The sequence below is a fragment of the Fibrobacter sp. UWS1 genome (genome assembly GCF_002300445.1).
Lineage (GTDB): Bacteria > Fibrobacterota > Fibrobacteria > Fibrobacterales > Fibrobacteraceae > Hallerella > Hallerella intestinalis.
On the sequence record NZ_NSGW01000001.1, the window covers coordinates 401,793 to 415,252 of the forward strand.

Below are 13,460 nucleotides of genomic sequence, written 5' to 3' on the forward strand. Positions count from 1 at the left end.
AATACCGTCGGAAATCAAAAAAAATTTTAGAAAAACCATTGCCATACCACTTTTACTTTTATAATTTCACGGCATGATTCGCTTCACGTTATCCAACCGTTGGTGGTGGCGCACTTCGATATCGGAGTACGCGTGTTAAGCGACGAATTTTAATATTCTATTGATGCGTCAATGGCTCCGATTCTACATCGGGGCCTTTTTTATTTCCCCCAAACCCATTCTCCCCTCCACCCCTCAAAAAAAACAACAAAAGGACAATACGATGAACAAAAGAACCGACAACTTATACCTCTCTCTAGAAGGAGACCGCTACACTCCCTTTTCTCTCGCCAAAAAATTGGGTGCCGAAGCGATTCTCGAATCCGCTTCTTTTTCCCAAGGATCGGCCCGTTATTCCATCCTGATGCTCGAAGAAGCTTTCCACGTCATTGAAGACGAGCAAGGCGTCGCGATTGTAAGCGAAGGACAGCGCAAGCCCTGCGACAGCCGAAACATTTTGGAAGCCTTGGAAAAAATCGCCGCCGAAAACGAAAAGCCTCCCCAAATTCCGCTCCCGGCTGCGGGAATCGGCTTCCTCTCTTACGAATTTTGCGCACGCTGCGACACCATCCATTTGGCAAAGCAAAAAGACGGGTTGCAAATTCCCGAATCCGAATTTGTCGTCGGGCACATCTACATCGTCTTTGACCATTTTACAGATACGCTCCACTTATTCGGATTAAACTACGACGAACATGAAATCGATTTGTCCGAAGCCTTTGCCCGCATTCAAAAGAAACTTTCCAATCTGGATTTTTCCTATCTGGAAGCCTCGACGGAAAAATATCCCTACAGGATTATCACCGACCTGCAAAAAAGCCACGACGAATACGTCCACTGCGTGAAAGAGCTGAAAAAGCGCATCGTTGCCGGGGATATTATTCAAGCGGTTCCCTCTCGCCGCCTGCAAATCGAATCCCAAATGCCCGCGCTGGAAACCTACCGGAGAATCCGTTCATTGAATCCGTCGCCCTATCTGCTCTACATCGACTTTGGCGATTATCAGCTCATCGGTTCATCGCCCGAAAGCCTGGTACGCTCCCATGGAGGCAAATCTTCCATCCGTCCCATCGCAGGGACCTGCCGCCGGGGAAAAAACGAAGCCGAAGACGAACAGCTCAAGGAAAAACTGGCGAACGACCCGAAAGAACGGGCAGAGCATCTGATGCTCGTCGATTTGGCCCGAAACGACTTAGGGCGAGTGAGCAAGCCGGGAAGCGTCCATTTGACACGGAACATGGAATGCGAACTGTTCAGCCATGTCATCCATATCGTTTCCGAAGTGGAAGGAGAAAATCGCAGCGACATCAAGCCGATTCAAGTTTTGCAATCCGTATTTCCGGCGGGGACCATCAGCGGCGCACCCAAAATCAGCGCCATTGAAATCGTTTCTTCGCTGGAATCCGAAAAGCGCAACTTTTACGCTGGCGCCGTCGGCTACCTGGAAGCCAATGGAGATCTGGATTTTTGCATTGGAATCCGCTGTACCTTGAAAAAGGGGAACATCTACACACTGCAAGCGGGTTCGGGAATCGTCTATGCCTCGGATCCGGAACGCGAATGGGAAGAAACCAATGAAAAATTGGGCGCCCTCCTCCAAGTTCTAGAGACCAAAGAAAAATAAGCCACGCCATTTCAAAAAAGGATTCAAAAATGATTGTCATCATCGATAACTACGACTCTTTCACATACAACATCTACCAGTCCATTTCGCGCATCACACCGGAAGCAGTCTGCGTTATGCGCTCCAAGGAATGCACCCTGGAAGACATCGAAAAGCAAAACCCATCCCACCTGATTCTTTCGCCCGGACCGGGACGCCCCGAAAACGCGGGAATCACCGAAGACGCCGTCCGCCATTTTGCGGGGAAAATCCCCATTTTAGGAGTCTGCCTCGGGCATCAGGCCATTTGCCACGCCTTCGGAGCAAAAATCGTCTCCGCCAAATTCATCAAGCACGGCATAGCCGAAGAAATGAACTTGGACGGGCGCGGGCTTTTCCGCCATATCGGCAAGCGCGGAACGTTTATGCGCTACCACAGCCTTGTCGTCGAAGAAGAATCCCTCCCGTCGGAATTTGAAATCACCGCCCGGGCCGAAGACGGCGACATCATGGGAGTCCGCCATAAAACCCTCGACATCGAAGGAGTTCAATTCCACCCGGAGTCCATTGCCGCCAAAGAAGGCGACGCTCTTTTCCGTTCCTTTCTCCATTACCGCCGGGATGCTCTTCCCGTTTCACAATTCTTGAGCAAATTGATTTCCAAGGAAAATTTGACCTGCGAAGAGGCGGAACTTTTTATGGAAAACCTGACAGAGGGAATGCTCGACGAAAGACAGACCGCGGCCATTTTAACGGCAATGGCCGCAAAAAATCCCGCAGCCTCGGAAATCGCCGGTTGTGCAAAAGTGCTCAACAAAAAGAAAAAGCCCTTTCCCCACGAAAAGAACGCCCCTGTCGCCGAAGTAGTCGGAACCGGCGGCGATGGCAAGGGAAGCTTCAACATCAGTTCCTTCTCCGCCCTTATCTGCGCGTCCTGCGGTTGCCCTGTCGCCAAACACGGCAATCGGGCGGTTTCCAGCAAATCGGGAGCCGCGGACTTTTTCGAAAGCCTTGGGTTCCATCTCGCCCTGCAACCGGAACAGGCCGCCAAAGTCTTGCAAAAAACAAACTTCGTATTCCTCTTTGCTCAGGTTTACCATAACGCGATGCGCTTCGCCGCTCCAGTTCGAAAATCCCTGGGAATCAAGACCATCATGAACCTCATCGGGCCTTTGACGAATCCCGCCGAAGCCCAATACCTGCTGCTGGGCGCCTACAGCAAAGAATTGCTGAAGCCGATGGCGGAAGCCGCTAAAATGCTCGGAGCAAAACACGTTCTGGCGGTTTGCAGCACCGACGGTTTTGACGAAATTTCCCCCAATGTTCCCACATTCGCCTATGAAATCGATGAAGCGAACCACGCCTTGGAATACACAATAGATCCGCAAAAAATGGGAATTCCAACGACCAGCGACAACGAACTTCGCGGCGGCACGGGTGAAGAAAATGCAAAAATCGCCCTAGAGCTGGCAAGCGGCAAAGGAAATCCCACCATCCGGAATGCCGTCGCTTTGAATGCGGGCGCAACCCTTTACGTCGCGCGGCGGGCGGCGAATCTCCGGGAAGGATTCCAAATGGCGCTCAACGCCATCGACTCCGGTGCGGTCGCCCAAAAAATCGACGAAGTCCGTTTAGCAACCCTCGCTTCGTAATTTCGTCCTCCATTTCCAAGACCGTCGGCTTTTATCGCTGGCGGTCTTTATTTTGAACCGGAAGAAAGGGCCCTGCCATTTTGCGTTTTCTTCAAAGCGGCAAGGATGCCGCTTCCCCTGTGTTCAAGCCCAAATTCAAGTTTCACGTGCAGGCAAAGCGTCTCGCAATCATATAAAACTCCATCCGAATTCCCGCCGGCATAGCCCTAGGATACTAGCAACGCGTAGCACGCGTTGACGGTTCTGACACTGGCGTTCGATCCCTACTGGCTGCCCGTAAACGGGCTATAGTTTACCCATCATGGTCAACTGTTCCCCAAATAATCTTCATCCAGCCAATGCTTGATATAGTTCACTATCTTGGCCGCATTTTTGCCTGCCGTGTCAACATAGTAGCCGCGACACCAAAATTCTCTGTTCCTGTATTTGAACTTCAACTCGGGAAAGCGTTCGTACAACTGCAGGCTGCTTTTTCCCTTCAAGAAGCCCACCACGCTGGACACGGCATACTTGGGCGGGATTTCCAGCCGTCTCTCTCCGTAAAACACCTTCCGCCTGAATTTTGGGGCGAACACTATGTGGTATTTGCAGTTCCAGCTCGTATGGGCAGTTGTTCTTATATTTTCCATGTGAGTTTTCATCGCTAATGCAACTGATGCAGTGTACAGACCGCATCGTAAAATTAGCTGGAGGATTTTTCCATCACCGCCAAAAGGCTTTTTGGGAACCACCAGCTTGGCTGGTGTTTTTTTTTATTCCTTTACCTAATCTCCGCCCATGCTTCTAGTCTGTTGTTTAAAGCGAATCCAAGACGACAGGAGCCGTAAATCAAGCGGTGCGCCAAAAACTCTATTGCGGAATCGTCTTCTTTAAATACTCCGGAAGTTTTTCATATTCAGCAAAATTTATTTTTTGCCCTAAAATATTAAAATGCGTTTCTTCAACATTGAATTTTTTAGTGCCATAATAGGTAGACGAAATGCTGGACAAATCATTCCTAACCAAATAAATGGCTACAGCATCTTTTGTCTTGGCAATCAAATACAAATTTCCTTCCACACGGTGAACCTGAACCAGTTCTCCATAAGAACGAATATTTGAATTTGACAAGAATCCGTTAGTATAAATTTTCAACGTATAATAGCTGCTATCGCCATATTCCTGAACAAGGCAAGTCCAAGCCCCATCGCTCTTTAGAAAATTTTTATAGAAATAAAACCAAACAGCGGATTTGGCACCCAAACCAAGGGAGGCAATTTTCACATTAAATTCAATTTGAAATAGGCCATGTCCTCGCCAATAGAGTCCAAAACAAATATTTGGGAACCGCACTGTAAAGTCACCCAAATGATGCAAAATAGCTGCCCCACATTCCCACCCTTCTCTAGCGAATTTGAACCCGCCTGATTTCATTGCCGATTTTCAGAAAATAATTACCAGCAGCAGGAAAATGCAAAACCCGATGATTTCCGGCAATTTTTTCCCGAACGAGAACCTGCCCAAGCGCATCGGTAACGACGAGATTGCTACCCTGACGAATGCCCGCCACAGAAAGCGTACGCGAAACAACCGATAGGCGAAGCGGCGAGACAGCCGATTGGGCAACGATAAAGTCCGGATTTTCTGCAGACGACGAAGACGATTCCACCCGAGAAGAACTGGAAACGCCAGAAGAATCCCCCGCCGACGGTTTTTCCCGGTACAATTCCAAAATTTCCGATTCGGAAAGCACCCGGCTGTAAATGCGCAAGTCGTCGATTTTCCCGCGGAAGAATGACCAAAGGGAACGCGTCCCTATCCGAAGAGGCGAATCGCCGTTCTGGACGACCACTTTGTACGTCTCGTCGTAAAGCGAATCGGAATCCTTGAGTACGCCGTTCTTGTAAACGCGAATGAGATTTTCGCCCGTATCGTAAATCGCCAAAAAATGAATCCATTCGCCAACAGTCACCGGCTCTTGCACATAGCTTCCGGAACCCAATCCTCCGGCGAGATTGAATGCGTATGCCGAAATGCGGTTGGGACGGTTTGCCGAATTTTCTTCGTTATACATTCGGAAACCCCATTCCATATTTCCTTTATCCGTTCCGGTGAAAGTCCCCTTGCCCATCCAATGGATATAACCGTCATCGCTGACCGGAAAGGTGAGGGTGTCCGGGCTCATCCAGACCGAAATGGCAAGTGCGCCCGTCGTCGAAATGCTGTAGGCGTCATCGTCCGGAAATTCCGCATAACTTGATTTGGTCCCGTCAAAGGAAATCGCCGCGCTTTCGTTCCCGAAGCGATCCGGAACAAAGACTCCGTTGTGATTCTCTCCCGGCGGCAATGAAACAGCCGATTGATTTTCGATATTTCCATTAAAAGGAAAATAGGCGACAAGCCCGTCGGTAGGGATTTTCGCCAGAGAAAAGCACGCCATCAAAAAGAGAAAAAATACAGCTCGCATAATCGGAATATATTTCTTTTCCCGGACAAGAGACGCATTTAAAATCGGCGAATTTCACACCCCCATTTTCTTCTTGGTGAAAAATTTCGCTCATTTTTCCAAACGCTTCTCCTTTGTCCAATTATCAAACCGCAAGAATTTTGATTCCGAAGGCAATTCGCAAAACACGTCCCTCGGCATCGCCCCATAGACCACGACAATCTGCGGTTTCAAAATTTTCAGCATTTCTATAACCCCTCAGTGCATCAATCGCTTTTCATCTTGAGTTTGGCAACATCCGTATGTCCCTATCGAAACAATTGAATCGTGCGGTATGCCAACATTTTTTTTTGCATTATCTGTACTCCTTTTTGACCGGGCGCGCAGAAACAATAAAATTCAGAATATTGGAACGCTTCTGCAGCGTAAGAAAATGTGTTTTTTTTCCTAAAAAGGTAATGAACTTTTTAAAGACGTATCCATTTTTTTTAACCACTCTTCAAGGGAAGATTTTTTCCAATTCAAAAGCTCCGCTGCTGTTGCTGAAGAAATTTTTTCATCCAGACGCAGTTTTAGCACGGCATCTCGAAAAAACGGATCTTCAAAGCGATATAAGGTTTCATTTAACGCAAAAGGTTCGTAATGCCCTTTAAAAGATATATTGTTTTTATTTGCGTACATCGCCTGAAATTTTTTGGTCACGTTAGAATATTGTTCTGAAATTCCGTATTTATTGCAATACTGGTGAAGAACAGTCCCATAACTTACTCGATAAACCTGTTTGATTTTTAGAACAGCGTCAATAAACGAAAATCCATTCGTATCTTTAACTTTTTCATAAACGACATCTTGTGGACACAGTAATTCACCAGCAAAAAGATTGGCGTCGTGTTCTTCAATTGAATTTTTTTCTTCTTTCGTCTCTGTATTTTTGTATGAATCCTTGTGCAAAAGAATATGACCAAGTTCGTGAGCAACGGTAAAAATTTTCCGCTCTACAGATGCAATCGCACTATTTAAAATAATCGCAGGTCCTCCATCACTGGCTGCGACAGAAGCTCCATAAGTTTTAGCATAATTAAAATTGAAATAAAAAAATTTTATTCCCAATTTTGAAATCATTTCGCAAATGTCCAAAATAGGTACACTCTGAGAAATAGAGAGTTGTTCCCGCACGCTATGCGCAGCTTCGATTGGATTGTTAAATTTATCATCTGAAAAAGTAAATTTGTTTTCTTTTTCAGCAAAGCTTTCTATATGCCGATATTCTTGTATTTTATCATGGATTAAAAAAAGAAGGTTTTCGCGGCAAGCCGTCTCCTTTGCCGTGAGTGCATATAAAGAACGAAATCGGATATTGCCAAAAGAAGGTTTTTCGGCAAATAGCTGAACCATCGTAACACCTAATGCGCCTGCGATTTTTTGGATAATCGAAATTCGTGGATCCGATTTTTCGTTTAGGCAGTTCGACAATGTTGTCGTACTTATTTCCGCTTTGTCTGCCAACGAAGGGATCGTCCAATTTTTCATTTTCATGTAACGGCGAATATTTTCACTTAAAGTCGTTTGAACCATAAGATGACCTCTTTTACAAAAATTACAATTTTTCTAAAAATTTTCTATAAAAATTATTGAGAAAAATTTGATATTTTACATTATCCTGTAAAATAACAAAACAAATGCGACATAAAACCTAAAAAAACGACCGTCATTCTGTAAAAACTCGACTTGACAAAGGGGTGAAAAAGAGTTATATATGAATATATGGGGTGCACTGCATTCCAAGACTATAAAAGGGAAACGCCTTGACGTTCGGACAAACCTCAAGGCGTAGTCGAAATTACGCTATAGCGAATTCTAACTATTTTCAATATAGCATAATTTTCCTTAACATTCATTTTCTTAGCGTAATTTGCAAAGGTAAATTATGGTATTGAATCACAAAATCGATTTGTTCGCTATCTATGCGGAGCTACATCAGGAACTGCGAAAGCATAACATTCGATTTTCTAAAAGCGGTTTCCCGCACTTCAGAAAATCTTTTTTCGCAGTTCAGAAACCCTCAGAGATTCTTCCTTTCCGGAATAGACTTCAGACTAAAGACAAAAGTAGTACGGCTTCATGCACTTTCTGCGACGACGAATTCATTTATCCACGTCTAAAAAAATTAAAGGAAAACTTACCTGAATATAAAGAGTATTACGCAATGGTAGTCTTCGATTTGAGTCCCCGTGCGGAATGGAAAACGGAACAGCAACGTTTTAATATTTGTTTGAATCAAATGGCGGCTATTTATTTAGCATTAAACGGAGTGAAACTGATAGGAAATTTTCGTATAGGGGATAACTCTACATATGACGCTCTTCATAGTTATCCGGAAGGTATTTCATTCTGCGTTGGGACTCTCGGTTGTACAAAGCAAAGTAGTCCAAGTGACGCCTTCCTTTTTGAGCAGAAGTTATTCATTAAAACTCCAAAAGAATGTTGGCTGTATGGTAGCGAAGATAAGCAAATCATCAAAATACTCAATGATTATGGCGTAAAACATAAAGTCTTTAAGGATTTCAGAACACGATCCTATGCAAAATCGCAGGAGGTTGCTAATGGCTGACACTAAACACGATTATCGAGTAAAGGTATTTTTTCAAAAAGTAAAAGGTTTCTTTTCAAAAAGATTGGATCTTTTGTTCGAAAGAGCTCAAAAAGAATCATTTCTCTACAAGAAAAATTGGCAAAAGGTGAACATTAATGCATTTGTAAAAAAATTTGCTTCTGGAGCCAAAGGCGAAATTAGCGAAGATGGAAGAAAAATTTTTTACCAAAGCAAGCATAATAATTTAAGAGTTGTCGCCGATGTTGCAGGTGGCTATTGCCGATTGGAAGATACGACAAAACGCGGCAAAGAACGCTTCCTCGACATCAACGGCAACGATGCTAGAAACTATATTAACAGCAGGGGCAAAAAGCAGGGTAGAAACAACGTTCAGTTCAATGCTGCAACCCATTTTAAAATCTTAAAAAGAAAGGAGATGTAATTATGCAAGAACCGCATGAACCTTGGCGACGTATGTTAGTGCCCATAAATCAACAAGGTTTAGAAATTGATATGCTGCAAATGGGAGACCCATGCACTGGGAATTTTAAAGAGTGGGCTATTACGACAGAGGAAATGAATTCGATAATCAATTCCATTCTCTTTGACTATTGTAAAAGATTCAATGTGTATATAGATTCCTCCGAAGACTGCGTATTGGGCAAGGAATGTATTGCTGAAGCGTTGGAGATGGCGAAGGAATTTCTTCAAAAGTGCAGTACGAGATTTTTTCAGAAGCGTAGCAAGAAAGAAGTGCTAAAGAGGGCAGTCCAAAAACTCATTGAAGCTCTGGAATTTGCGAAATCCACTGATATGCCGATATGGTTCTGGTTCTAGTATGCCCAACTGTTATTGCTACCAAAAATTTTTTAACCTGATGGAGACGGATTTTATCGATTTGAAGAAACTTCGTTATACAAAACCAGTGACACTCCCTTTATGTTCGTTTACGGAACGCCGGAATCTCTTTGACAATCCGTCTTCGAAGCTGTTGCGTTTCATTAAAGTTTCCTGGCTGGATTCTCATATTGATACGGAAGCTGATTTCAAACTTTTGCTTCGCCAGATGCATGATGTGGGAACTATCGTGATTATCGACGACAGGGAAAAATGCAACAACTCTATTTATAAAGCTTACTCCAAGGAAATGCTCAAAAGCTACATCAGAGCTTTTCTAGATAGCGGCATTTCCTGTTTTTGGAAGAAATGAACTTGCATATCGCCGTTCGAATCAGGCTTGAACAACTCGGAGCAGAAGTTTGGTGACTATAAAATCGGCAACTCTAAAAAATTTGGTTCAGGAATTAAATGTGATTGATTTGGGCAAATATTTTTATGGCAAGGATAAAAAACAAAAGCCACAGCTTCCGGCAACTCTATGGTCGTAAACGTCCGCTCATCGCCCCATCGAACATTCGGAATTTGATAAATGCCGCAGTGTTGCAAGAAGCTTGCGTTTCGACGAGATAGGAACAAGTTCGCGATTTGGGCGCAAAGAGGCGCGTCCACAAGCTTGACCTCATTTTTCTCCTTTGCAATTGGCCAATACGTGTTTTTGCAGCACCAAAAGATGATAAATCAAGATTAAACGGTTAGTAATACTTCAGCCTTATAGCAATCGTTTATTCGAACTGCGCCAAAGTTCGCCCAAATATAGATACCATTTTCCAAAATAGGAGACAAATCAAAAAAAGATGCCTTTTTGAAAATCACCTTTTCAAATCCCCAGATTTTCTTTATCCTGTTTAATAAGTGCGAAAATCCAGACTGAGACGTGGCGTGCATCGTTTGTTCTTATCCTATCTCTATAAAAAAACGATTCCCGTTTCCGAGAACCGCCTTCATCCGATTTGCCGTTTGGCAAAATCAAATCATCGTGGCACTGAAAGTTGCGCTGCAAACCACCGCATCGTCCGAGCGGATTTCCCCGCTAAAGAAAAGAATGCCGCGACGCATTTTGTCAAGAGAGACGCGGACTTCAAGCCGGTCGCCGGGGCGCACGGGTTTGCGGAAACGGCAGCCATCCACGCCCATAAAGGCGGGACGCTTTCCCGAGCATTCCTGTTCGCAACAAAGACTGGCAAGAATCGCTCCGGCCTGCGCCATCGTTTCTATTTGAATGACGCCGGGCATCACCGGCTCTCCCGGAAAATGCCCCTGAAAGAAGGGTTCGTTAAAGGAAACATTTTTGGTGCAAACAATCGACGGCACTTCTGCGGACGCTTCCAAAGAAAGAACCTGATCGATAAACAGGAACGGATAACGATGCGGCAGAATTTTCAGTATCGCCTCGTAATCGTAAAGAACGCCGGGTTTATTCGACTTGGGAAGAGTTTCCAAAAGCATAATCCAATAACCTCTCTAAAAGTTTTCGATGGGCGATATGCCCACCATTGTGAATTCTGATTTTCAATTTAGGTAAAAAAGGAAGCGGCAGGGACAAATCGCCAATCAAATCCAAAATTTTATGCATTGCCGGCTCGTTTTTTTGTCGGAAGGGCGCACCGACAAGCGCACACGCTTCCCCATTCCGCTCCGAAAGCAAAAGCCCGCTATGCGCATCCACGCCGGAAAGCAAGCCTGCGGCCTGCGCCTTTGCCAAGTCCTCTTCAAAAATAAAAGTCCGCGCGGGAAAAATTTTCACCAGATCCTCGGCATCGTAAATAGCGCAATACGCCGAATCCGAAAAAGCGCTGTGCGAAATAGAGTACTCCACCTCCAAAGTTTCCGAAGGCGAAATTTCCCAGAAACCGTTTTCAAATTCCAAACGCTCCCGAAGCGGCACATCGTAAAAAGCCAGTTCCTGCGGAATGCCCGCCAGAGAACGAACGGCTTCATACCACGGGTACGCGCTCCCGTCCAAAAGGGGAAGCTCGCCAGAAAGCGCCTGGACTTTAAAGCGCATTTGCGGATAAAGCAAAAACACCGGAGCAAGATGTTCCAGCAAAGAAATTCCCTCTTCCGGATTTTTAAAAAGACCCGAAGAACGGAGGGAAAGAAAATGCAGCCGCCGGAACGAATCCGCATCGTCCGAAGCCCAAAGAAGTTCGCCGGACGGTAAGAGCCATTCGATTTTCGGCAACGCAAGACGGTCGCAAGAAATCCGCACGCCGGCATTTTTCAACGACAGCGAATGGGAAAAAATTTCGGTTTCAAAGACGGATTGTTTCATGAGCAAGTCTTCACGCAGAAAGTCCATACAGAAAAAAAGCGGCAATCTGGTGCGGGTGGCAAATTTCCCCCGCGCGCATTTTTTGCATGACTTCTTCCGTGGAAAAGGAAAGGGTTTCAATTTCTTCGCCCGAATCGAAACGCGTACTTCCCTGCGCGGAAACGCCCGTTGCCCGAACGACAAAAAAATGCCCGCGATGCCTATCCGGATTGACCGGAAGCTTTGCCACTAGTTCAAAAGCACCGCCGCCAAAAGCGCACTCCTCTTGCAATTCCCGTTTTGCCGCCGCCACCGGAGACTCGCCCGCTTCGATAATTCCCGCCGGAAATTCCAGCGAAATCGTTCGGCTGCCGTGGCGATACTGCTTTTCCATCAGCCAAAGCCCCTCAGCATTCTGCGCTAAAATCAAAACCCAGTCCGGCTGCCAAAGGGTATAGAAATCCGGAATGACATTCCCGTTCGGCAATTCGCACGTTTCCTTGTCCACACGCAGATATTTCGTGTCCAAAAGCGATTCCACCGATCGGATTTTCCAAGACTCCAGATTTTTTTGCATTTAGGATTCCTCTAAAAAAGGCTTCGACGAAGCCCGATATTTCAACGACTGACCGCAGACAGCAAACCAATCCCATTCAACCGATTTTGAAAATTTCCTTCGCAGTTCCCGTTAAAAAGTCGAGTAGGGGTCCAAAAGGGAATCGTCAAAAGAAATGTCGGGATACTTGTAATGGAATTCCTTTTCCAGCAAGTAGAGCGCGAGTTCCTTGGTCGTCCAATTCTTTTTCACGCCGATGCTTTCCAGCCCTTTGGTTATCAGCGGAAGCGTCGCTTTCAAATCCAGCTTCCACACCGAATCGTCCCATTCAAAAATGATGACGGGAACTTTGGGACTTGACGCCAGCCCGACACTCCCCTGTCCTTTTTGATTTCAAAAGGCCCGAGCTTTAATCCGGTCGTCCGCACGAACACGCCGCTTTTTCCCGTGAAAAGGGAGAGCATCCGATAATCTTCATTCAGGTTCGGATCCCACGCCCGCTCGTGCTCAAAAATGCGATAGACAAGAACGGCGAGCATTTCACCAAGCGGCAATTCTTCGACGCGTTCCGCAGGCAATTCCTTGGCATAACGCTGCAAGGTGTCCGTCCAATAATAAGATGTGTCCGTGAGAAAAACAAGAAGCGATTCCGGCGGGATGTTCTCGTTCATTTTTTGGAGCAAAGTGGCGAAAGTCTGTTCGAGCTTCTGCATTTTCTCTTCGGAAGTCTGCTCAAAAGTCACCGCATCGGAAGTCTTTGCCGCCGTATGCCCGGCGCAGGCAGAAAGCACGGCAAGGAGGCCGACGAAAAGGAAAAACAACACGCCTTTTGTCGCAGAGAATATTGTATTTTTTTGACGATGCATCGCGATTCCTATTTGAAAATGCCGCTGAACGAACTTCTCAAAGCCTGCAAAGTTTCGGGCTTTCAAGGCGGCGGTCCCGGCGGTCAGTTCCGCAACAAGACCAATTCCGGAGTCGATCTTCGGCTGTCCGCATTCAATTTAGCAATCAAATCTTGCGAAAGCAGGAGCGCCAGCGAAAACAAGGTGCACGCATTGCACCGGATGCGTCTGGCCATTGCCCTAAACGTCCGAGAAGCGCCCAAAGCGACAAGCGAATTGAAATTTCCGGGAAGCATGGGGCATATCCAGCCTTCCAACGAGGCCTACCCGCAATTCATCGCGGACGTTCTGGATATTGTCGCCGCCAACGGAGGCGATACGAAAGAAGCGGCAAACGCCTTCGGGCTGACGCCAACCGCCCTGACCCGCATTCTCCATGCGAACAAGGCGGTGCTCGCCAAAGTGCAAGAGCTGCGCGCTGCCGGGCGCAAGCCGCCACTACGCTAACAATTTGATTGGGCACAAGAATCAAAATACCCCAGACCATCTCAAAAGGCGAATTATTTCCCGATGAATTTACACCCATCCCAACTTTT

At 46.0% G+C, this 13,460-nt stretch carries 18 protein-coding genes; 7 read left to right on the forward strand and 11 right to left on the reverse strand.

Features of this window, described 5'->3' with window-relative positions:
- Positions 1-262 precede the first annotated feature (262 nt).
- Both BGX14_RS01620 and BGX14_RS01625 read left to right on the forward strand, forming a co-directional pair.
- Positions 263-1,663: an anthranilate synthase component I family protein gene (locus tag BGX14_RS01620; protein ID WP_095879757.1), complete on the forward strand. Its 1,401-nt coding sequence runs from the start codon at positions 263-265 to the stop codon at positions 1,661-1,663.
- Positions 1,664-1,692: 29 nt separating this feature from the next.
- On the forward strand, positions 1,693-3,294 hold the full coding sequence (locus BGX14_RS01625) for a bifunctional anthranilate synthase component II/anthranilate phosphoribosyltransferase (RefSeq protein ID WP_073305820.1): 1,602 nt from the start codon (positions 1,693-1,695) through the stop codon (positions 3,292-3,294).
- A gap of 305 nt (positions 3,295-3,599) precedes the next feature.
- On the opposite strand, the gene tnpA is transcribed toward BGX14_RS01625, so the two are convergent.
- The 5 genes from tnpA to BGX14_RS01650 all read right to left on the reverse strand — a co-directional run bounded on the left by tnpA (position 3,600) and on the right by BGX14_RS01650 (position 7,294).
- Positions 3,600-3,923, reverse strand: coding sequence for an IS200/IS605 family transposase (gene tnpA, locus BGX14_RS01630; RefSeq protein ID WP_095878873.1), 324 nt, complete (start codon positions 3,921-3,923; stop codon positions 3,600-3,602).
- Positions 3,924-4,143: 220 nt separating this feature from the next.
- A complete protein-coding gene (locus BGX14_RS01635; protein WP_143394080.1) occupies positions 4,144-4,707 on the reverse strand; it encodes a hypothetical protein in 564 nt (187 codons plus the stop codon).
- Complete coding sequence (locus BGX14_RS01640) at positions 4,679-5,740, reverse strand: LamG domain-containing protein (protein ID WP_095878874.1); 1,062 nt, start codon at positions 5,738-5,740, stop codon at positions 4,679-4,681. Before BGX14_RS01640 ends, BGX14_RS01635 begins: the two co-directional genes overlap by 29 nt.
- A 90-nt stretch (positions 5,741-5,830) precedes the next feature.
- Complete coding sequence (locus BGX14_RS15915; RefSeq protein WP_233126367.1) at positions 5,831-5,965, reverse strand: DUF4417 domain-containing protein; 135 nt, start codon at positions 5,963-5,965, stop codon at positions 5,831-5,833.
- Between the two features lie 201 nt (positions 5,966-6,166).
- Entirely contained in the window at positions 6,167-7,294 is a 1,128-nt protein-coding gene (locus BGX14_RS01650) for an ImmA/IrrE family metallo-endopeptidase (protein WP_073306289.1), read from the reverse strand.
- Between the two features lie 352 nt (positions 7,295-7,646).
- Between BGX14_RS01650 and BGX14_RS01655 the strand changes: the two genes are divergently transcribed.
- From BGX14_RS01655 to BGX14_RS01670, 4 genes are read left to right on the forward strand one after another with little or no spacing between them, the layout of a single operon-like run.
- Positions 7,647-8,330, forward strand: a complete 684-nt coding sequence (locus BGX14_RS01655; protein ID WP_095878875.1) for a DUF4417 domain-containing protein — start codon at positions 7,647-7,649, stop codon at positions 8,328-8,330.
- Positions 8,323-8,754, forward strand: coding sequence for a hypothetical protein (locus BGX14_RS01660; RefSeq protein ID WP_143394081.1), 432 nt, complete (start codon positions 8,323-8,325; stop codon positions 8,752-8,754). The genes BGX14_RS01655 and BGX14_RS01660 overlap by 8 nt, the downstream gene beginning before the upstream one ends.
- Before the next feature lie 2 nt (positions 8,755-8,756).
- Positions 8,757-9,149: a hypothetical protein gene (locus BGX14_RS01665; protein ID WP_073306283.1), complete on the forward strand. Its 393-nt coding sequence runs from the start codon at positions 8,757-8,759 to the stop codon at positions 9,147-9,149.
- Between the two features lie 40 nt (positions 9,150-9,189).
- Complete coding sequence (locus BGX14_RS01670) at positions 9,190-9,522, forward strand: hypothetical protein (protein WP_073306282.1); 333 nt, start codon at positions 9,190-9,192, stop codon at positions 9,520-9,522.
- A 56-nt stretch (positions 9,523-9,578) separates the two neighbouring features.
- On the opposite strand, the gene BGX14_RS01675 is transcribed toward BGX14_RS01670, so the two are convergent.
- The 6 genes from BGX14_RS01675 to BGX14_RS01705 form a co-directional block, all read right to left on the reverse strand.
- The gene (locus BGX14_RS01675) at positions 9,579-9,821 is read right to left on the reverse strand and encodes a DUF4417 domain-containing protein (RefSeq protein ID WP_233126368.1); all 243 of its coding nucleotides are present in this window, start codon (positions 9,819-9,821) and stop codon (positions 9,579-9,581) included.
- A gap of 357 nt (positions 9,822-10,178) precedes the next feature.
- Positions 10,179-10,658, reverse strand: coding sequence for a 3-hydroxyacyl-ACP dehydratase FabZ (gene fabZ / locus BGX14_RS01685; RefSeq protein WP_073306278.1), 480 nt, complete (start codon positions 10,656-10,658; stop codon positions 10,179-10,181).
- Positions 10,627-11,511 (reverse strand): UDP-3-O-acyl-N-acetylglucosamine deacetylase, encoded by an 885-nt coding sequence (locus BGX14_RS01690; protein WP_095878877.1) that lies wholly within the window; start codon positions 11,509-11,511, stop codon positions 10,627-10,629. Before BGX14_RS01690 ends, fabZ begins: the two co-directional genes overlap by 32 nt.
- Positions 11,495-12,040, reverse strand: coding sequence for an NUDIX hydrolase (locus BGX14_RS01695; protein WP_233126369.1), 546 nt, complete (start codon positions 12,038-12,040; stop codon positions 11,495-11,497). Before BGX14_RS01695 ends, BGX14_RS01690 begins: the two co-directional genes overlap by 17 nt.
- A 111-nt stretch (positions 12,041-12,151) precedes the next feature.
- Positions 12,152-12,319 carry a hypothetical protein gene (locus BGX14_RS01700; RefSeq protein ID WP_158223195.1) on the reverse strand — a complete coding sequence of 56 codons (168 nt, stop codon included), beginning with the start codon at positions 12,317-12,319 and terminating at the stop codon, positions 12,152-12,154.
- Complete coding sequence (locus tag BGX14_RS01705) at positions 12,316-12,885, reverse strand: hypothetical protein (protein ID WP_095878879.1); 570 nt, start codon at positions 12,883-12,885, stop codon at positions 12,316-12,318. Before BGX14_RS01705 ends, BGX14_RS01700 begins: the two co-directional genes overlap by 4 nt.
- Here BGX14_RS01705 and BGX14_RS01710 point away from each other — a divergent pair.
- A complete protein-coding gene (locus tag BGX14_RS01710; RefSeq protein WP_073306275.1) occupies positions 12,880-13,371 on the forward strand; it encodes a peptide chain release factor in 492 nt (163 codons plus the stop codon). The genes BGX14_RS01705 and BGX14_RS01710 overlap by 6 nt on opposite strands.
- Positions 13,372-13,460: the final 89 nt, after the last annotated feature.